Annotated in this window: 3 protein-coding genes and 1 pseudogene; all 4 read left to right on the forward strand. The window is 74.7% G+C overall.

Going from position 1 to position 21,011, the window contains the following annotated elements; genetic code table 11:
• Positions 1 to 434: 434 nt before the first annotated feature.
• A pseudogene (locus IEY91_RS05620) lies at positions 435 to 5,981 on the forward strand (type I polyketide synthase); the annotation flags it as partial.
• A gap of 65 nt (positions 5,982 to 6,046) precedes the next feature.
• Entirely contained in the window at positions 6,047 to 8,215 is a 2,169-nt protein-coding gene (gene pabB, locus IEY91_RS05625) for an aminodeoxychorismate synthase component I (RefSeq protein WP_189173084.1), read from the forward strand.
• A 51-nt stretch (positions 8,216 to 8,266) separates the two neighbouring features.
• Positions 8,267 to 9,502 (forward strand): cytochrome P450, encoded by a 1,236-nt coding sequence (locus tag IEY91_RS05630; RefSeq protein WP_189173085.1) that lies wholly within the window; start codon positions 8,267 to 8,269, stop codon positions 9,500 to 9,502.
• Positions 9,503 to 9,717: 215 nt separating this feature from the next.
• A complete protein-coding gene (locus IEY91_RS41595; protein WP_444545466.1) occupies positions 9,718 to 20,952 on the forward strand; it encodes a type I polyketide synthase in 11,235 nt (3,744 codons plus the stop codon).
• Positions 20,953 to 21,011 lie beyond the last annotated feature (59 nt).

A 21,011-nucleotide genomic window follows, 5' to 3' on the forward strand; every position in this document is an offset into this window, starting at 1 on the left:
ATCCGCTTCCGACACCCGCCCGCCGCACCCCGCCCCGCCCGCCGCCCGCCGTCAGGAAGGAAGCAGAGATGGAGTGGAACGAGGGACGCGAACGGCCGCTGCACGAGCGCCTGTTGGCTGCGGGGGATGCGGAGCGGCGCCGACTGCTCATCGACCTGATCCGTACGCACGCCACCGCCGCCCTGGACCGCGCCGACCAGGTGCCCCTCGACCCCGGCCGGGCCTTCGGCGCGCAGGGCGTCCGGGGGTGGGTCGCCGCGCGGCTGCGGGAGCGGCTCAGCGAGGCGGCGGGCGTCACGCTGCCCGCGACCGCCCTCTTCGACTATCCGACGCCCGGGGCGCTCGCCGAGCGGCTGTGCGCCCTGATCCTCGGGGAGACGGGAGATCTATGGGTGGTGGGAGACCCCGGGGAACCCGACGCGCCCGGTGAGCGGGACGAGCCCATCGCGATCGTGGGCATGGGCTGCCGGCTGCCCGGCGAGGTGGCGTCGCCGGAGGACCTGTGGCGCCTTGTCCGTACGGAGACGGACGCGATCTCCGAGTTCCCGCGCGACCGCGGCTGGACCGTCGAGTACGACCCGGACCCCGACCACGTGGGCACCTCGTGCACCCGGCACGCCGGATTCCTCTACGACGCCGCCGACTTCGACGCCGGGTTCTTCGCGATCAGCCCCGGCGAGGCCGTCACCATCGACCCGCAGCACCGGCTGCTCCTGGAGACGGCGTGGGAGACCGTCGAGAACGCCAGGATCGACCCGACCACGCTGCGCGGCAGCAGCACCGGCGTGTTCGTCGGCATCATGTACAGCGAGTACGGCGCCCGCATCCGCCATGTGCCGCCGAGCGCCGAGGGCTACCGCGTCGTGGGCAGCATGCCCAGCGTGGCCTCGGGGCGGCTCGCCTACAGCTTCGGCTTCGAGGGCCCCGCGGTCACCGTGGACACCGCCTGCTCCTCCTCCCTGGTGGCCGTGCACCTCGCCGCGCAGTCGCTGCGCAAGGGCGAGTGCACGCTCGCCGTGGCCGGCGGGGTCACCGTGATGGCCACGCCCTGGGGCTACATCGAGTTCAGCAGGCAGCGCGGGCTCGCGCCGGACGGGCGGTGCCGGTCGTTCTCCGCCGACGCGGCCGGCAGCAGCTGGTCCGAGGGCGCGGGCGTCCTCCTCCTGGAGCGGCTCTCCGACGCGCGGCGCAACGGGCACCGGGTGCTCGCCGTGGTCCGCGGCTCGGCGGTGAACCAGGACGGCGCGTCGAACGGCCTGACGGCACCGAACGGCCCGGCGCAGCAGCGCGTGATCCGGCAGGCACTGGCGCACGCGGGCCTGTCCACGGCCGACGTGGACTGCGTGGACGCGCACGGCGCGGGCACCCAGCTCGGCGACCCCATCGAGGCGCAGGCACTCCTCGCCACCTACGGCCAGGGCCGACCGGCCGAACGGCCGCTGTGGCTGGGCTCGTTGAAGTCCAACATCGGCCACACTCAGGCCGCGGCCGGGGTCGCGGGCGTCATCAAGATGGTGCAGGCGATGCGCCACGCCGTGCTGCCGCGCAGCCTGCACATCGCCGAGCCGACGCCGCACGTCGACTGGGAATCCGGCGCGGTACGGCTCCTGACCGAGGCCACACCCTGGCCGGAGGCCGGCCGGCCGCGCCGCACGGCTGTCTCCTCGTTCGGCGTGGGCGGCACGAATGCCCACATCATCCTGGAGGAGGGGCCGCCCGAGCCCGACGGGACCACGGCGACCGCGCCCACCGAGGACACGTACACGTACGACACCCACGACACCCACGACGCGGGAGCCGCCGGGAGCCGCCCGCTGCCGTGGCTGGTCTCCGGGAACGGCGAGGCGGGCCTGCGCGCCCAGGCCCGGCGCGTGGCGGGCTTCCTGGAGTCGGACCCGGACGCGCCGGACGCGGACGTCGCGTACTCCCTGGCGACGTCGCGGGCCGCGCTCGCGGACCGGGCCGTCGTGGTCGCCGCCGACCGGACGGAAGCCATGCGGCTCCTCGCCGACCTGGCGGACGGCGAGTACGGCGAACACGGCTCGCACGTGGCACGCGGAGTGGCCGCGACCCGTGACCGGGTCACGTTCGTGTTCCCCGGGCAGGGGTCCCAATGGCCGGGCATGGCAGCCGAGTTGATGCGTACCTCACCGGTCTTCCGCGATGCGATCGAGGCCTGCGCGGCGAGCCTCGCCCCGCACGTCGACTGGTCCCTGACGAAGGTGCTGCGCGGCGAGTCCGGCGCACCCACGCTGGACCGCGTCGACGTCGTGCAGCCCGCGCTGTTCGCGGTGATGGTTTCGTTGGCGGCGCTGTGGCGGTCGTACGGCGTGGAACCCGCCGCGGTCGTCGGGCACTCGCAGGGCGAGATCGCGGCGGCCCATGTCGCGGGAGCGCTGTCCCTGGACGACGCGGCCCGCATCGTGGCCGTACGCAGCCGGGCCCTGCGGGTGCTCGCCGGGCGGGGCGGGATGGTCTCGGTCGTCGCCCCCGTCGACCGGGTGCGGCGCGACCTCGCGCCGTGGGGCGGAGCCGTGTCCGTCGCGGCGGTCAACGGACCGCAGTCCGTGGTGATTTCAGGGGAACCCGCCGCGCTGGACGAGGCCCTCGCGGCGTTCGACGCGAGCGGTGTGCGGGCGCGGCGGATCCCCGTCGACTACGCCTCGCACTCGACGCAGATCGACGAGATCCGCGAGACCCTGCTGACCGCGCTGTCCGGCGTCCGGCCGCGACCGGCCGCCGTGGCGTTCTACTCGACGGTGTCCGGCGAACCGATCGACACCACGGCCCTGGACGCCGAGTACTGGGTACGCAATCTCCGCGAGACCGTCCAGTTCCACCGCACCGTCGACCGGCTGATCGCGGACGGACACACCACGTACATCGAGATGAGCCCGCACCCGGTGCTCACCGTCGGCCTCCAGGAGAGCGCCGAGGCGGCGGGCGCCGACCGCGCGGGCACCGGCGACGTGCTGGTCGTGGAGTCGCTGCGCCGCAACGAGGGCGGCCTGGCGCGGATGCTGACGGCCGTCGCCGAGGCCCACGTCCACGGCGTCGCCGTCCACTGGCCGGAGGCGTTCGCCCGCACCGGCGCCCGCCTGACGGACGTACCGACGTACGCCTTCCAGCGCAGCCGCTACTGGCTCCAGGACGCCGCCCCGCCCGAGGCGGACGTCGCCTCGGCCGGTCTGGACGGCGTCGACCACCCGCTCCTGGGGGCCGCCGTCCCGCTGGCGGACGGGAGCGGGGGCATGCTCCTCACCGGGACGCTGTCCACGCGCACCCACCCGTGGCTCGCCGACCACGCCGTCGCTGACGTCATCGTCGTACCGGGCACGGCACTGGTGGAGGTCGCGCTGCACGCGGGCGCCCAGGCGGGGTGCGACGTCCTCGAAGAGCTGGTCCTGGAAGCCCCGTTGATCCTGCCGGAGGAGGGCACGGTCCGGGTGCAGGTGACCGTCGGCGGCCCGGACGAGTCGGGGCGGCGCGGCGTCGCGCTGTACGCGCGGGCGGCTGAGGCCGGGGTCGACGAGCCGTGGACGCGGCACGCCGAGGGCATGCTGGCGCGGGGTGAGCAGGGGGCGCCCGGGTTGGCGGGGGAGTGGCCGCCCGCCGGCGCCGAGGAGGTCGAACTCGGGGATGCCTACCGGGAGTTGGCCAAGGCTGGGCTTCACTATGGCGCCGCGTTTCAGGGGCTCAAGCGGTGTTGGCGGCTCGCGGAGGGTGCCGCTGCCGGTACGGACGGGGGTGTGGACGGCGATCTGTACGTTGAGGTCGAACTCCCCGAGGGTGCCGGGGCCGCCGACCGTTACGGGCTGCATCCCGCCCTGTTCGACGCGGCCCTGCACGCCGCGGCGCTCGTGGCACCGTCCGGCGCGGATCAGGGTGAGGCCGTGACGCGGCTGCCGTTCGCCTGGAGCGGTGTGTCGCTGCATGCGACGGGCGCGACCAGGTTGCGGGCGCGCATCCGGTTCACCGGGACGGGTGCGTTGTCCGTCACCGCGACGGATCCCGCCGGGCTCCCCGTCGTGACCGTCGAGTCCCTCGGGATGCGTCCGGTCTCCGTCGACTCGCTGCGGCGGACGGCGGTGATGGCTGACGCTTCGCTGCTGCGGTTGGAGTGGGGGCCGGGGAGGCGGGGCGTGTCGCGTGGCGTGAGTGCGGCGACGCGATGGGCTTGGATCGGGGCCGATGCCGGTGCCGGTGCCGATGCCGGAGCCGGAGCCGGAGCGACTGAGTGGGCCGAAGCGCTCGGCGTGCGCGGCATCGAGTGCGTGTACCACCCCGATCCGGCAGCGCTGCGGGCGTACTTGGACACCGGCGGCAGCGCGCCCGACGTCGTCGTACTCGCGGAATCGCCGCGCGCTGGGAACACTGACAGCAACACCGACACCGACATGGCCGCCGCCGCCCACCGGGCCACCCGCCGTGTCCTGGCCGCCGTGCAGGACTGGCTGGACGACGAGCGTCTGGCGGAGTCGCGCCTGGTCGTCGTCACGCGGGGTGCGGTCGCGCCGGAGCCCGGCTCGGCGCCCGATCCGGCGCTCGCCGCCGTGTGGGGGCTCGTGGCGTCGGCCCAGTCGGAGCATCCGGACCGCATCCGCCTTGTGGACGTCGACGGCCTCGACGCGTCCTGGTCGGCGCTCCCCGACGTGGTGGCGGGCGCGGAAGCCCAAGTCGCCGTGCGTGCAGGGGCGTTGATGGTTCCGCGCCTGGCGCGGGTGACGGCGTCGGCCTCCCAGGGCGGCGGTCCGCTCTGGGACACGGACGGGACTGTCCTCGTGACGGGCGGCCTCGGCACGCTGGGCCGGCTCGTGGTGCGGCACTTGGCGGAGTCGCACGGGGTCCGGCACGTCGTGGTGGTGTCGCGGTCCGGGGAGTCCGGCGCGGGCGCGGCCGAGTTCGTGAAGGAGTTGCGGGCAGAGGGTACCGACATCCGCGTCGTCACCGTCGATGTGGGTGAACGGGCGCTCCTGGACGGGGTGTTGGGCTCGATTCCGGACGAGCATCCGCTGACTGCCGTGGTGCACCTGGCCGGCGTACTGGACGACGGCGTGCTTCAGGCGCAGACGCCGGAGCGCGTCGACCGGGTGCTGCGGCCGAAGGCGGACGGGGCGTGGCACCTGCACGAACTGACCGGCGCGGATGTCGCGTTCGTCGCGTTCTCCTCGGTGTCGAGCGTCCTCGGCCCCGCCGGGCAGGCCGGATACGCGGCGGCCAACGCCTTCGTGGACGCGCTGGTGGCACGGCGCCGGGCCGTCGGCCTTCCCGGACTGGCCCTGGGCTGGGGCCTGTGGGGCGCGCGGTCGGGGCTGACGGAGGGCCTCGACGACGCGGACGTACGGCGTATGGCCCGTTCCGGCGTCAAGGCGCTGTCGAGCGACCAGGGTCTCGCCCTGTTCGACCTCGCCTGCGCCACCGGTGAACCGGTGGTCTACCCGCTGCGGTTGGACATCGCAGGGCTGGGCGGACGGTCCAGTGACGGTGCCGGTGGTGGCGACGACGTACCGCCCCTGCTGCGCGGCCTCGCCCGCACCCCCGTCCGCCGCGCCGCCGTCGCCTCCCCGGGCGGCACCGCGGACACGACGGACGGCGACTCCCTCGCCACCCGCCTCGCCCGCCTCCCGGAGCCCGAACAGGACGCCCTGCTGCTGCACTTGGTCCGCACCCACGTCGCGGCCGTCCTCGGCTACGACGACCCGGGGACCGTCGGCGAGCGGCGCCCGTTCGCCGACATCGGCTTCGACTCGCTGCGGGCCCTGCAACTCCGCAACCGCCTGGGCGGCGGCACCGGCCTGCGCCTGTCGGCCACCCTGGTCTTCGACTACCCCACGCCCGCGGTGCTCGCCCAGCACCTGCGCACCCTGCTGCTGCCGGACGCGCCCCCGGCGACGCCCGCCGAGGCCGCCGTGCCGGAGCAACTCCGATCGGCGTCCCGGGAGGAGGTCTTCGACTACATCGACAACCTGCTCGGCGAGTAGGCCGTCTCCGGCGCGCCGAACCGGAAACGATCCGGTCCCGCTCGAACCTGACAAGGAATCGCTCGATGCGTGCGCTGCTGATCGACAACTACGACTCCTACACCTACAACCTGTTCCAGCTCCTCGCCCGGGTGTACGGCAAGGAGCCGACCGTCCTGGTCAACGACGACCCGGCCTGGGCGGAGCAGGACCCGGCGGCCTTCGACTGCGTGGTCGTCTCACCCGGCCCCGGCCGCCCGCAGCGCCCGTCCGACCTCGGCTTCTGCCAGGACCTCCTGGACCGCTGGCAGGACGTGCCCGTGCTCGGCGTGTGCCTCGGCCACCAGGCGATCGCCCACCACTACGGCGGGCACGTGGTGCCGGGGGAGGCCCGCCACGGCCATCTGACGCGGGTCCGGCACGGCGGCCAGGACCTGTTCGACGGCCTGCCGCAGCACTTCACCGCCGTGCGCTACCACTCCCTGCGTGTCACCGAACCCCTGCCGGGAGCCCTGCGGGCCACCGCCTGGGCGGAGGACGGCACCGTCATGGCGCTGCGCCACCGCGAACTGCCGCGCTGGGGCCTGCAGTTCCACCCCGAGTCCGTGGCGAGCGAATGGGGCGCCCAGCTCCTGCGGAACTTCGCGGAACTCATAGGCGGCCACTACGCCGCGCCGCCGCCCCCGGAGTACGCGCCCTGGGCCCGCCCGTCCGACGGAGGAGTCCGCGCGGCCGACAGCGCCTGCCCGTCCGACGGCTCCCAGGCACCGCACCTCGACCTGACCGTCGAGGTCGTCGACCGTGCGGTGGACACCGAAGCGCTGTTCACCACGCTGTTCTCCGCGAGCGAGCACTCCTTCTGGCTCGACAGCAGTGCCCCGGGCGTCGGCGGGTCCCGGTTCTCCTTCCTCGGCGACGACTCAGGACCGCTCGCCGAGACGCTGACGTACCGAACCGGCGAGAACACCGTGGCGGTCCGCGACGGCAGTGGCGAACGGACCGCGGACGGCACCATATTCGAGGTGCTCCAGGAGCGGCTCCGCGTCCGCCGGGTCACATCGGCGGACCTGCCCTTCGACCTCAACGGCGGTTACGTCGGCTACTTCGGGTACGAGCTGAAGGCCGAGTGCGGCAGCCCGAACGTCCACAAGGCCGAGACGCCGGACGCCGTGTGGATGTTCGCTGACCGCCTCCTCGCGGTGGACCACGGCGAGGCGAAGACGTACGTCCTGGCGCTGAGCGGCGGCCGCGCGGGCGAGGCCGAGAGCGCCCGCGCCTGGGTGGCGCGCACGGCCGAGCGCGCCCGCACCCTGCCGGACGCGCCGCCCGCGCCTTCCGCCGCTCCCGCCACGGCCCCCGCGCCCCCGCCGGACCACGTCGACCTCGCCCGCGCCCGCGCCGAGTACGTCGACGACATCAAGGACTGCCTGGAGCAGTTGCGCGCCGGGGAGAGCTACGAGATCTGCCTGACCAACCGGCTGCGGCTGCCGTCCCTGCCCGACCCGCTGGACTACCACCTGCTCCTGCGTCGCCTCAACCCCGCCCCGTACAGCGCCTTCCTGCGACTCGGCGCGGTCGGCGTCGTCTGCTCGTCACCGGAGCGGTTCCTGCGGATCGACCGCGACGGCACCGTGGAGAGCAAGCCGATCAAGGGCACGGCGCCCCGCGGCACGGACCCCGCCGACGACGAGGAACTCCGCCGGTCCTTGACCGCGTCGGCCAAGACCCGGGCCGAGAACCTCATGATCGTCGACCTGCTCCGCAACGACCTGGGCCGGGTGTGCGAGGTGGGCTCCGTCGACGTACCGGCCTACATGGTGACCGAGACGTACGCGACGGTGCACCAGCTCGTCACGACGGTCCGCGGCCGCCTGCGGCGCGACGTGGACCCGGTCGGCTGCGTCCGCGCCTGCTTTCCCGGCGGCTCGATGACGGGCGCCCCGAAGCTGCGGACGATGGCCATCATCGACCGCCTGGAACAGGACGCCCGGGGCATCTACTCGGGCACCATCGGCTACTTCGGGCTCGGCGGCGGCGCGGACCTCAACATCGTGATCCGCACCGCGGTGACCTCCGGCACGGGCACCGTGATCGGAGCCGGCGGCGCGATCGTCCTCGACTCCGACCCCGACGACGAGTTCGACGAAGTGCTCCTCAAAGGCCGCGCCCTGCTGCGGGCACACGCCCTCCTGACGGCGCCCGACGAGCGGACCCCTCAGCCAAGCCCACTCCAAGAACGCGCCAAGTCCCACTGAACACAATGCGGTGCGGCAGCGCATCCGCCTCCCCCGAGGGAAGGACCGAGAATGTCGACCGTCGCAGACTCCCAAACGTCCTGGCAGGACCTGCCGTTCCTGGACATCACCGTGCCCGACTTCGCCTGGGACTCGCCCGAGGTCGCCGAGGCCAGGGAGCGGTCCTGGGTCGCGAGCACCCCGCTCGGGCTCCTCGTGCTGCGGTACGCCGAGGCCCACAGCCTCTCCCGCGACGCGCGGCTCGTCTCGGGCTTCCGCGGCGTCGTGGACCTGGTCGGTCCCTCCGACGGCCTGGTGCGCGACTTCATGCGCGACTTCATGCAGAGCCTTGAGGGTCCCGACCACCGGCGGCTGCGCGGCCTGGTGACGCACGCGTTCACCTCCCGCCGCATCACCGCCCTTACGCCGTTCATCCGCGCCACCGCGGAGCGCCTTGCCGACGAGCTCGCGGCCGGGGGAGAGCGCGACTTCGTCGCGGCGTTCGCCGACCCGCTGCCCGCGGCCGTGGTGTGCGAACTGCTCGGCTTCCCGCCCGAGGACCACGCCACCGTCGGCCGCTGGTGCAAGAACACCAACCTGGTGCTCGCCCTCGGCCCCGACCAGAGCCGGGTCGGCGAGGTCGAGGAAGGCCTCGCGGGGATGTACGACTACTTCGAGACCGTCATCAAGCACCGCAAGACGCACCTCGGATCCGACCTGTTCTCCGACATCCTCCGCGCCCAACAGGAGAACGGCGCCCTCGACGACCGCGAGCTGCGCACCCTGATCGCCACCCTCCTGGTCGCCGGCTACCAGACCACCAGCCACCAACTCGGCCACGCCATGGTCGCGTTCGCCGCCCACCCCGAGCAGTGGGCGCTGCTGCGGGAGCGGCCCGAACTGATCCCGCGAGCCGTCGAGGAAGTGCTGCGCTGGTGCCCCACGACGACGGTGGTGGCCACCAAGGCCGCGGCCGAGGACTTCACCGTCAACCACTTCCCCATCCAGGCGGGCACCCCGGTCTGGCTGTGCGCGCACTCCGCGCAGCGCGACCCCCTCGTCTTCAAGGGCGGCGACGCCTTCGACATCACCGTGGAGCGCGAGGCCACCCCGCTGGCCTTCGGCGGCGGCGCGCATTTCTGCCTGGGCGCGGCCCTGGCCCGCGCCGAACTCGCCGAGGCCCTCCAGGTGCTCGCCGCACGTCTCGACCCGCCCGAGATCGCCGGGCCGATCACCTGGCGGCCCTCGACCGGGGTCTCGGGTCCTGACGTCCTGCCGCTGCGCCTGCGCGCCAGGACCGACGCGTGACGGCACCCGGGCGGGCGGTACGCCGCTGAGGTGCCACGGGGCTCGGGGCACGGCCCTGGGCATGGGGAGGCGTGGGTGGCCGTCGGCGACGGCGAGCGCACGAGGTCCGACATCTTCGCGCGAAGGGCAGCACGTTCGACATGAGCCACGACACCCACGACTCCTCCAGTGCCCGAGGCACGCACGACGACAGGACGCTGGACTACCTCAAGCGGCTGTCCGCCGAGCTGGGCCGGACCCGCGAGCGCCTGCGCCTCGCCGAGGAGGCGGGCCGCGAACCCGTCGCGCTGGTGTCGATGGCCTGCCGCTTCCCGGGCGGCGTGGCGTCCCCCGAGGACCTGTGGGACCTGGTCGCCTCCGCCACCGACGGCGTCTCCGCCCTCCCCGCCGACCGCGGCTGGGACGTCGAGGGCCTCTACCACCCGGACCCCGACCAACCCGGCACCTGCTACGCACGCGAGGGCGGATTCCTCGCCGACATCGCGTCGTTCGACGCGGCACTGTTCGAGATCAGCCCGCGCGACGCCCTGGTGATGGACCCGCAGCAGCGGCTGCTCCTCGAAGTCTCCTGGGAGACGTTCGAGCGGGCGGGCCTCACCCCCGCCGCCGTACGCGGCAGCCGCACCGGGGTCTTCACCGGGATGATGGGACAGGACTACACGGACCGCCGGCCCGGCACACACCCGGAGCACGAGGGCCGCCTGGAGACGGGCCGCGCGGCGAGCGTCGCGTCGGGACGGGTGGCGTACACCTTCGGCCTCGAAGGCCCGGCGGTCACCCTCGACACGGCCTGCTCCTCGTCACTGGTGGCCCTCCACCTCGCCGTCCAGGCACTGCGCAACGGGGAGTGCGACCTCGCCCTGGCCGGCGGGGCCACGCTGATGTCCAGCCCGGCGACGCTCCTGGAGTTCAGCAGGCAGCGCGTGCTCTCGCCCGACGGCCGCTGCAAGGCCTTCGCGGGGCAGGCGGACGGCACGGGGCTCGCCGAGGGCGTCGGCGTCGTCCTCCTGGAGCGCCTGTCGGACGCGCGCAGGCACGGCCACCCCGTGCTCGCCGTGGTCAGCGGCAGCGCCGTCAACCAGGACGGCGCGTCCAACGGCCTGACCGCCCCCAACGGCCCCTCCCAGCAGCGGGTGATCCGCGCGGCCCTCACGAACGCCGGACTCACGGCGGCCGACGTCGACGCGGTCGAGGCCCACGGCACGGGAACACGCCTCGGCGACCCCATCGAGGCACAGGCGATCCTCGCGACCTACGGGCAGGGCCGCGACGCCGAACACCCGTTGTGGCTCGGGTCGTTGAAGTCCAACCTCGGCCACACGCAGGCCGCCGCGGGCATTGCGGGCGTCATGAAGACGGTGATGGCACTGCGGCACGGGGTGCTGCCGCCGACCCTGCACGTCGACGCGCCCACGCCGCACGTGGACTGGTCCGGCGACGCCGTGCGGCTGCTCACGGCGTCGCGGCCCTGGCCGGAGACCGGGCGGCCGCGGCGGGCGGGGGTGTCGTCGTTCGGCATCAGCGGTACGAATGCGCATGTCATCGTCGAGGCGGCGCCGGCTGGGGACGGGGGGAGCGGGGGCGGCGGGGGCGACGCGCGCCGGGCGGCCGTGGAGGCCACAGAGGCTGCGCCGGGCATGGAAGCCGCAGAGGCCGCGGAGGTCGCGCCGGGCACGGAAGCCGCAGAGGTCACAGGAGCCACAGAGGCCGCCCCGGACGCGGAGCCCACGCCAGGCACCCCGGACGCGTCAGCCACACCGACCACACCCGACACGGCACCACCATCCCCCCTCCCCTGGGTCCTCTCCGCAGGCAGCCCGACCGCCCTGCGCGCACAGGCCGCACGCCTCCGGGACCACCTCGCCGCACACCCCGCCCTCCGCCCCGCAGACGTCGCGTACTCCCTCGCCACCACCCGCGCGTCCCTGTCCCACCGTGCCGTTGTCGTCGGCCGTGACCACGGCCAACTCCTGCTCACCCTCGGCGAGTTGGCGTCCGGCGAACCCGGCGGGAACCTGGTCGAGGACGTGGCGCGCGACCCCGGCAGGACCGTCTTCGTGTTCCCCGGCCAGGGCTCCCAGTGGACCGGAATGGCCGTGGACCTCTGGAACTCCTCTCCCGTCTTCCGCGCCCGCATGGAGGCCTGCGCGGCCGCGCTCGCCCCGCACGTCGACTGGTCGCTGCGCGACGTGGTGTTCGGAGTCGCGGACGACTGCGACAAGGACCGCGTGGACGTGGTGCAGCCGGTGCTGTGGGCGGTGATGGTGTCGCTGGCGGAGCTGTGGCGTTCGTACGGAGTGGAGCCCGCCGCAGTCGTCGGGCACTCGCAGGGCGAGATCGCCGCGGCATGCGTCGCGGGCGCGCTGTCGCTGGACGACGGCGCCCGGGTCGTGGCGCTGCGGTCCCGGCTGGTCGGCGAATGCCTGGCCGGGGCGGGCGGCATGGTCTCCGTGACGGCCCCGGTGGCCGAGGTCCGCGCCCGCCTGGAGGGCTTCGGCGGCACGCTCGCCCTCGCCGCCGTGAACGGCCCGTCGTCCGTCGTGCTCTCCGGAGACCCGGACGCCCTCGACGAGTTGACGGCCGACTGCGAGCGGGACGGCGTACGCACCCGACGCATCGCGGTCGACTACGCCTCCCACTCCCCGCAAGTGGAGCTGCTGCGCGCCGACTTGCTCACCACGCTGGCGGGGATCCGCCCGCGCGCCGGGGAGTTGCCGCTGTACTCGACGGTCACCGGCGGGATCGTGGCGGGCGAGGAGCTGACCGCCGACTACTGGTACCGCAACCTGCGGCGGACCGTCCGGCTCTCCGACGCCGTCGAGCGCCTGGCCGCCACCGGACACGGCACGTTCGTCGAGTGCAGTCCGCATCCCGTCCTGTCCCTCGGCCTGACGGAGACACTCGGCGGCCTCGGCCGGGACGGGCTCGTGACGGGCACCCTGCACCGCGACGACGGCGGCCTCGACCGCTTCCTGCGCTCCCTCGGCGAGCTGTACGCGGGCGGCCTGTGCCCCGACTGGGAGAAGGTGTTCGCCGGGACCGGGGCCCGCCGGGTGCCCCTGCCCACGTACGCCTTCGAGCGGCAGCGCTACTGGCTCGGCGCCACGGCCCCCGCGGGCGACGTCGGATCGGTCGGCCTGAGCCCGCTCGACCACCCGTGGTGGGGCGCGGTCACCGACCTCCCCGACTCCGGCGGCTTCCTCCTCACCGGGCGCCTGTCCCGCGAAACCCACCCCTGGCTCGCCGACCACGCCGTCGACGACGCCGTCCTGCTTCCCGGAACCGCCTTCCTGGAGCTGGCAGTTGCGGCCGCCGAACAGGTGGACTGCGACGGCGTGGCGGAACTGACCCTCGCCGCTCCGCTGGTCCTGCCCCCGCGCGGCGGCGTCCACCTCCGCGCCCTCGTCGGCCCCGCCGACGCGCACGGAGACCGCCCGGTCACCCTCCACTCGCGCCCGGAGGACACCCCCGACCGGCCGTGGACCAGGCAGGCCGACGGCACACTCACCCGCGCCGCCCACCGCCCTCGCCAGGACGAGGCCGACCTGTCGGAGTGGCCCCCGCCGGGCGCCGAACCCCTGCCGGTGGAAGGGGTGTACGAGGACTTGGCGGCGCTGTCCCTGCGGTACGGCCCCCGCTTCCGGGGGCTGCGGGCCGCCTGGCGGCAGGGGGACGAGGTCTTCGCCGAGGTCGCGCTCCCGGGCGGCGGGGGCGGGGATGAGGATGGCGACGGCGACGGGTTCGCCGTCCACCCGGCGCTGCTCGACGCCGCGCTGCACGCGGCGGCGGTCGTCGGCGACGGCGGGACGAGTGCCATCGGTCCCCGGCTTCCGTTCTCTTGGTCCGGTGTACGTGTCCACGCGGTCGGCGCGACGCGGCTGCGGGTACGCGTCAGCTCGGCGGGGCCCGACGCCGTCGCGCTGGAGGCCGTCGACGCGACCGGCGCGCCCGTCGTGTCCGTGGACTCCCTGGCGCTGCGCCCTGTGGCGCTCGACGACCTGCGCGCCGCAGGCCCGGTGCCGACGGACTCGCTGTACGCCGTCGGGTGGGTCCCGGCGCCGGTCGCACCGGCTGCCGCGAACGGGCGGCCCGGGACCTGGGCGGTGGTCGGCGGCGAAGCCGAGGGGAGTACGGCGATCGCGGTGGCGCTCGACGCCGCCGGTGCCGAGGTGCGCCGGGAGACGGAGCTTGCGGCGGCCATCGCGTCGCAGGATCCGCCGGACGCGGTGCTGTGGGAACTCCCCGTGCCTTCGCCCGACTCGGACGGGCCGGCCGCAGCCGCCCGGAGCGCCGTCGCCGGGGTGCTGACGCTCATTCAGGACTGGCTCGCCGACGACCGTTCCGCGTCCGCCCGACTCGTCGTGATGACCCGGGGTGCCGTCGCCGTGAATGACGACGAGACGGCCGACCCGGCCCTGGCCGCCGTGTGGGGACTGCTGCGCTCGGCACAGGCGGAGAACCCGGAGCGGCTCGTCCTGGTCGACTTCGACGGACAGGAGCCGCTCGCGGCGGCCGAGGCGCTGGCCGCCGCCGTCGGCGGCGACGAACCGCAGGTGGCGCTGCGGGCAGGGGAGGCGTTCGCCCCGCGGCTCCGGCGAGTGGCTCCGTACGAAAGTGAGACGGAGACCGCCGACGGCGCTGACGTCGGCGACGGCTTCGACAGCGACGGCACCGTCCTCGTGACCGGCGCCTCCGGCGTCCTCGGCCGGGTCGTGGCCCGCCACCTCGTCGAGGCACACGGTGTACGTCACCTGCTGCTGGTGAGCCGCCGTGGCGCGGACGCGCCCGGAGCGGGCGAACTCACCACGCATTTGCGGGAGTTGGGCGCGTCGGTGTGCTGGGCGGCCTGCGACGCGGCGGACCGCGCGGCCCTTGCCGAGGTCCTCGCGGACGTACCGCCGGACCACGCGCTGTGCGGCGTCGTGCACGCGGCCGGTGTCCTCGACGACGGCGTCGTGCCGTCCCTGTCACCGGAACGGATCGACACGGTGTTCCGGCCGAAGGCCGACGCGGCGGTCAATCTGCACGAGCTGACCCGGGACGCCGATCTCTCCGCGTTCGTCGTGTTCTCCTCGGCGGCGGGCACGTTCGGCACCGCGGGCCAGGGCGGCTACGCGGCGGCCAACGCCTTCCTCGACGCGTTCGCCTGCGTCCGGCGCGCGCAAGGGCTGCCCGCGCTCTCCCTTGCCTGGGGGCTGTGGGCCGAGACCAGCGCGATGACCGGCCAGATGTCGGACACCGACCGCGACCGGCTGCGCCGCGCCGGGGTGAGCGGTCTGTCCGCCGAGGAGGGCGTCGCCCTGCTCGACGCGAGCCTCGCCGCGGGCGCCCCCGTCGTCGTCCCGGCCCACCTGGACCTGGCCGCCGTACGGGCCGGGGCCGCCGCCGACGGTGTGCCCGCGCTGCTGCGCGCCCTGGTGCGGCCACCGGCGCGGCGCGCGGCGGTAGGCGCCGACGGGGACTCCGCCCTGGCGCGCGACCTCGCGGGCCTCGCGCCCGACGACCGGACCGCGAAGGTCCTCGACATGGTGCGCGCCCAGGCCGCCGCCGTCCTCGGGCACGCAGGGTCCGCCGCCGTCGAACCGGGCCGCGCCTTCAAGGAGTTGGGCTTCGACTCGCTCACCGCGGTCGAGCTGCGCAACCGCCTGACGCGAGTGACCGGCCTGCGGCTGCCCGCCACCCTCGTCTTCGACCGGCCGACGCCGCAGGAACTCGCCGCGTACCTGTGCGGACGGCTGAGCGGCGGCCGGGACCGACGGGCTCGGCCGCCGGTGCGCGCCGCGGTCCGTGCCGACGAGCCGATCGCCGTCGTGGGCATGGCCTGCCGGTTCCCGGGCGGCATCGGCTCGCCGGAGGACCTGTGGGACCTGGTGGACCGCGGCGCCGACGCCGTGTCCGCGTTCCCCACCGACCGCGGCTGGTCCCTCGACCCGGGAACGTACGCGGCGAAGGGCGGATTCCTGCGTGACGCCGCGCAGTTCGACCCCGAGTTCTTCGGCATCAGCCCGCGCGAGGCCGTCGCGATGGACCCGCAGCAGCGGCTCCTCCTGGAGGTCTCCTGGGAGGCCCTCGAACGCGCGGGCCTCGACCCGAAGGGCCTGCGCGGCAGCCGCACCGGCGTGTTCGCCGGGCTGATGTACCACGACTACACCACCCGGCTCGGGACCATCACCGACGACATCGCCGGGTACCTCGGCACGGGCGGGTCCGGCAGCGTCGCCACCGGCCGCATCGCGTACACCTTCGGCTTCGAGGGCCCGGCCGTCACCGTGGACACGGCCTGCTCGTCGTCGCTTGTGGCCCTGCACCTGGCCGCGCAGGCGCTGCGCGGCGGCGACTGCGACCTCGCCCTCGCGGGCGGCGTCACCGTGATGTGCACGCCGAACGCGTTCACCGAGTTCAGCCGCCAGGGCGCGCTCGCCGCCGACGCGCGCTGCAAACCGTTCGCGGCGGCGGCCGACGGCACCGTGTGGGGCGAGGGTGCCGGTGTGCTCCTCGTCGAGCGCCTTTCGGACGCGCGGCGCAGGGGACACCGCGTCCTCGCCGTCGTACGCGGCTCCGCCGTCAACCAGGACGGCGCGAGCAACGGCCTGACCGCCCCCAACGGGCCCTCCCAGGAACGCGTGATCACCCAGGCCCTCGCCGGTGCCCAGCTCGCCCCCGCCGACGTGGACGCCGTCGAGGCCCACGGCACCGGCACCACCCTGGGCGACCCGATCGAGGCGCAGGCGCTCCTCGCGACGTACGGCCAACGGCGCCCGGACGACCGGCCGTTGTGGCTCGGCTCCGTCAAGTCGAACCTGGGGCACCCGCAGGCCGCGGCGGGCGTCGCCGGGGTCATCAAGACGGTCATGGCGCTGCGCCGGGGCGTCCTGCCCCGGACCCTGCACGTCGACGCGCCCTCGCCGCACGTCGACTGGTCCTCCGGCGGGGTCCGGCTGCTGACCGAGGCCCGCCCGTGGCCCGACACGGATCGGCCGCGCCGGGCCGCGGTGTCGTCGTTCGGCATCAGCGGCACGAACGCCCACGTGATCCTGGAACAGGCTCCTGCGGGGTCGGACGTGGATACGGCTCCCCCCGCTCAACCCACCCACGCGCCGACATCGGCGCAAGTCGCGGACGCCCCAGTCCCGTTGACGCTCTCCGCCCGCACCGAGCCCGCCCTGCGCGCCCAGGCCACAGCCCTGCGGAAGCACCTCGCCGCCGCCCCGGATCTCGACGCCGTCGACATCGCCCACTCACTCCTCACGACCCGCGCCACATTGGAACACCGGGCCGTGGTCCTCGGCGGCGACCGGGACGCGCTGCTGTCCGGTCTCGCCGCCGTGGCGCAGGGGCGTGAAGTACCCACCGCCGTCGAGGGGTTGGCCGGTGACCCCGGCAGGACGGTGTTCGTGTTCCCCGGCCAGGGAGCCCAATGGCCGGGAATGGCCGCTGAGTTGTGGGACGCCTCGTCGGTGTTCCGTGACCGACTGACCGAGTGCGCCGAGGCGCTTTCCCCGTACGTCGACTGGTCGTTGACGGACGTCGTACAGGGCACCGCCGCAGGTGTCGACGAGGACCGGGTGGACGTGGTGCAGCCGGTGTTGTGGGCGGTGATGGTGTCCCTTGCGGAGCTGTGGCGTTCGTACGGAGTCGAACCCGCCGCAGTCGTGGGGCACTCGCAGGGCGAGATCGCGGCGGCATGTGTGGCGGGCGGGCTGTCCCTCGACGACGGCGCGCGCGTGGTGGCGCTGCGCAGCCGGGCCCTGACGGCGATCGCGGGGCGCGGCGGGATGGTCTCGCTGGCGACGACACCGGCGCGGGCCGAGGAACTGGTGGCCGAGTGGTGGGGGCGCATCTCCGTCGCCGCGGTCAACGGGCCCGCGTCGGTGGTGGTTTCGGGCGACACGGCCGCCGTCGACGAACTCCTCGCCCACTGCGAGCGGACCGGGCTCTGGGCCCGCCGGATCCCCGTGGACTACGCCTCCCACTCGCCCCACGTGGAAGCCGCGCGCGAACGGATCGCGCGGGACCTCGCGGGCATCCGCCCGCGAACGGGCGACGTCGCGTTCCTCTCGACGCTCACGGGAAAGTTCCAGGACACCGCCGGGCTCGACGCCGACTACTGGTACCGAAATCTGCGCGAGCCCGTCCGATTCGAGCCCGCGGTAAGGGAGTTGATCGCCCACGGGTTCGGCGCGTTCGTCGAGGCCAGCCCTCACCCCATGCTCACCATGGCCCTGCGGGAGGTCATCGAGGAGCGTCCCGGGACGCCGGGCGTGGCCGTGGCGTCGCTGCGGCGCGACGAGGGCGGTACGGGCCGTTTCCTGACGTCGGTCGCGGAGGCGTACGTCCATGGCGTCGCCGTGGACTGGTCGGCGGCCTGGGCCGGCCGCGCGCCGCGCGTCGTGGACCTGCCGACGTACCCCTTCCAGCGGCGCAGGTTCTGGCTCGACACGCCCACCGGCGCCGGTGACGTCACCGCCGCGGGCCTCGGCCGCCCGGACCACCCGCTCCTCGGCGCCCGCGTCGCACTCGCCGACTCCGCCGAGGCCGTACTCACCGCGCGGTGGTCCCTGGACACGCACCCCTGGCTCGCCGACCACACCGTCGCGGACACCGTGGTGGTGCCGGGCACCGCGTTCCTGGAACTGGCGGCCCTGGCAGGCGCCGAGACGGGGTGCCCGCACGTCCGCGAACTGATCCAGGAACTGCCCCTGGTCCTCGCCGAACGGGGCGCGGTGCGCGTCCAGGTGCGGGTGGGGGCGCCGGAGGAGGACGGTGCCCGGTCGCTCGGTGTGTACGCACGCGCCGAGGACGCGGCATCGGAGGACCCGTGGGCGTGCCACGCGCGGGGCTCGCTCACGGCTGCGGAGGCCGGGACGGTGCCTGCGCTGGACGGGGCCTGGCCGCCTGCGGGAGCTGTGCCGGTCGACCTGTCGGCACTCTCGGGTTCCTCGGGTGCCCCGGGTGCCCCGGATTCCTCGGATTTCTACGAGCGCCTGGATGAGATCGGGCTCGGCTACGGCCCCATGTTCCGTGGCCTGCACACCGCGTGGCGCCTCGGCGACGAGATCTTCGCCGAGGCGGCGCTGCCGGACGAGAACCACGCCGAGGCGGGCAGCTACCAAGCCCACCCCGCGCTCCTCGACTCGGCGCTGCACTCCTGTCTGCTCCGCGCCCGTGACGGCGGCCCCGACCGGGCCGCCATGCCGTTCGCCTGGAACGACGTCGCCTTCCACGGGCCGTGCGGTCCGGCGGTGCGCGTGCGGGTGTCGCCGGGGGCGTCCGAGCAGGAGGTGTCGGTGGTGGTGGCGGACGCGGAGGGGGTGCCTGCGGTGAGCGTGCGCTCGCTGGTGGCCCGGCCGGTGTCCGCCGAGCAGTTGCGGGCTTCTGGGGGGCTTCGGGACGCGATGTTCCGTCTTACGTGGACGGCCGAGCCCGGTGGGGCAGGTGTGCCGGGCGCGCCGACCGGGACGCACGCGCCCGTGCGGATGGCGGTCCTCGGGGACGACGACCTGGGCCTGCCCGCCTCCGTACAACGCTTCGCCGACCTGTCCGCGTACCGAGCGGCGATGGGATCGGGTACGACGGCTCCCGATGCCGTCCTCGTGGCTCTCGGCGCGGACCCGCGCGACGGTCGCGACCACGACGAGGCGGCGCGCGCACGGGAGTTGACCTGCCGCGGGCTGGAGCTGTTGCAGGCCTGGCTCGCGGAGGAGCGGGGGAGCACGGCGCGCCTTGTCCTCGTCACGCGCGGCGCGTCGGGCGCGCCGGACGACGAGCACTCGGCGCCCGACGAGTCCGCAACGCCCGACGGGGATCCGGGGCCCGCCGACGATCCCGCCGCGGCGGCGGTCTGGGGTCTGGTGCGCTCGGCCCAGGCGGAGCACCCGGGCCGTTTCGTGCTGGCCGATCTGGACGGCCACCCCGACTCCACGGCCGCGCTCGACACCGCCGTGGCCACCGCCCTGGCCACGGAAGAGCCCCAACTAGCGCTCCGCGCAGGCCAGTTCCTCGTACCCCGCCTCGAACGCGCCCGACCGCCGGCCCAGGACACCGCCCCCGCGTGGGACACCCGTGGCACCGTGCTGGTGACCGGCGCGTCCGGGGTGCTGGGGCGTGCCGTGGCCCGGCATCTGGTCGCCACTCATGGCGTACGCCGACTGCTGCTCGTAAGCCGACGCGGAGGCGACACTCCCGAGGCACCAGTCCTGGAGGCCGAACTGACCGTGCTCGGCGCGGAGGTGACGTGGGCGGCATGTGACGTCGGCGACCGCGCCGCGGTGGCCGCGCTGCTGAAGTCGGTGCCCGCCGAGCACCCGCTCACGGCCGTCGTGCACGCGGCCGGTGTACTGGACGACGGCGTGATCCCGGCGCTGTCGGCGGAACGCGTCGACCGGGTGTTCCGGCCCAAGGCGGACGGCGCGTGCCACCTCGACGAGCTGACCCGCACCGGTGAGCCGCCGGTGTTCGTGGTGTTCTCGTCGGCCGCGGCCACGCTGGGCAGCGCGGGCCAGGGCAACTACGCGGCGGCGAACGCGTTCGTGGATACGTTGGTACGCCGCCGACGCCGCGCCGGACTGCCCGCGCTGTCGCTCGCCTGGGGTCTGTGGGCCGAGGCAGGCGACATGACGGCCGGGTTGGAGCGTGCCGACCGGGCCCGGATGTCGCGCTCCGGCGTCCAGGCCCTCTCGACCGAGGACGGCCTGGCCCTCTTCGACGCGGCCCGCGCGGCGGACGAGCCGCTGCTGCTGCCCGTCCGCCTTGACCTGTCCGTGCTGCGGGCGCGTCCCGACACGCTGCCACCGGTGTTGCGCGGCTTGGTGCGGGCCCCGGCGCGGCGGGGCGGCGCCCGGTCCGATGCCGGGGCGCTGCGGCGCCGTCTCGCCGCGCTGCCCCCGGCCGAGCGGAACCGGCAACTGGTCGATCTGGTCCACGCCGAGACCGCCACCGTCCTCGGCTACGCGACGCCGGAGGCGGTGGGACGGGACCGGGCGTTCAAGGACCTCGGCTTCGACTCGCTGACCGCCGTGGAACTCCGCAACCGCCTCACGGCGGCGACCGGGCTGCGACTGCCCCCCACCTTGGTCTTCGACCACCCCACCCCCGTGGCCCTCGCCGAACACCTCGCCACCGAACTCGCCCCCCGGGACGAGGAGTCCGATGCCCACCGCGACACCGAACGCCAGGTGCGCGAGGCCCTGGCCGCCATCCCGCTGCTCCGCCTGCGCGACGCGGGCCTCCTCGACGCGCTGCTGGAGCTGGCGGGTCACGGTGTCGGGGGCACAGCGCTGCCGGACGGCAACGGAGTCGGCTCGGATTCCGGTTCGGTGTCCGACTCGATCGATTCGATGGATGCCGAGGGGTTGCTGGCTATGGCGTTGAACAGCCCCGACAACACCCCGACCACCAACCGGAACAACGCGGCGCACGCCGAGACGGAGGACCGCGATGCCGGTAGGTGACCAGAGGCTCGTCGAGGCGCTGCGGGTCTCGCTCAAGGAGGCCGAGGCGCTGCGCGCGC

It is taken from the genome of Streptomyces lasiicapitis (assembly GCF_014646335.1).
GTDB classification, from domain to species: domain Bacteria; phylum Actinomycetota; class Actinomycetes; order Streptomycetales; family Streptomycetaceae; genus Streptomyces; species Streptomyces lasiicapitis.

Coding starts and splice junctions, on each gene's coding strand:
- pabB (WP_189173084.1), top strand. CDS start 6,047: ATGCGTGCGCTGCTGATCGACAACTACGACTCCTACACCTACAACCTG.
- IEY91_RS05630 (WP_189173085.1), top strand. CDS start 8,267: ATGTCGACCGTCGCAGACTCCCAAACGTCCTGGCAGGACCTGCCGTTC.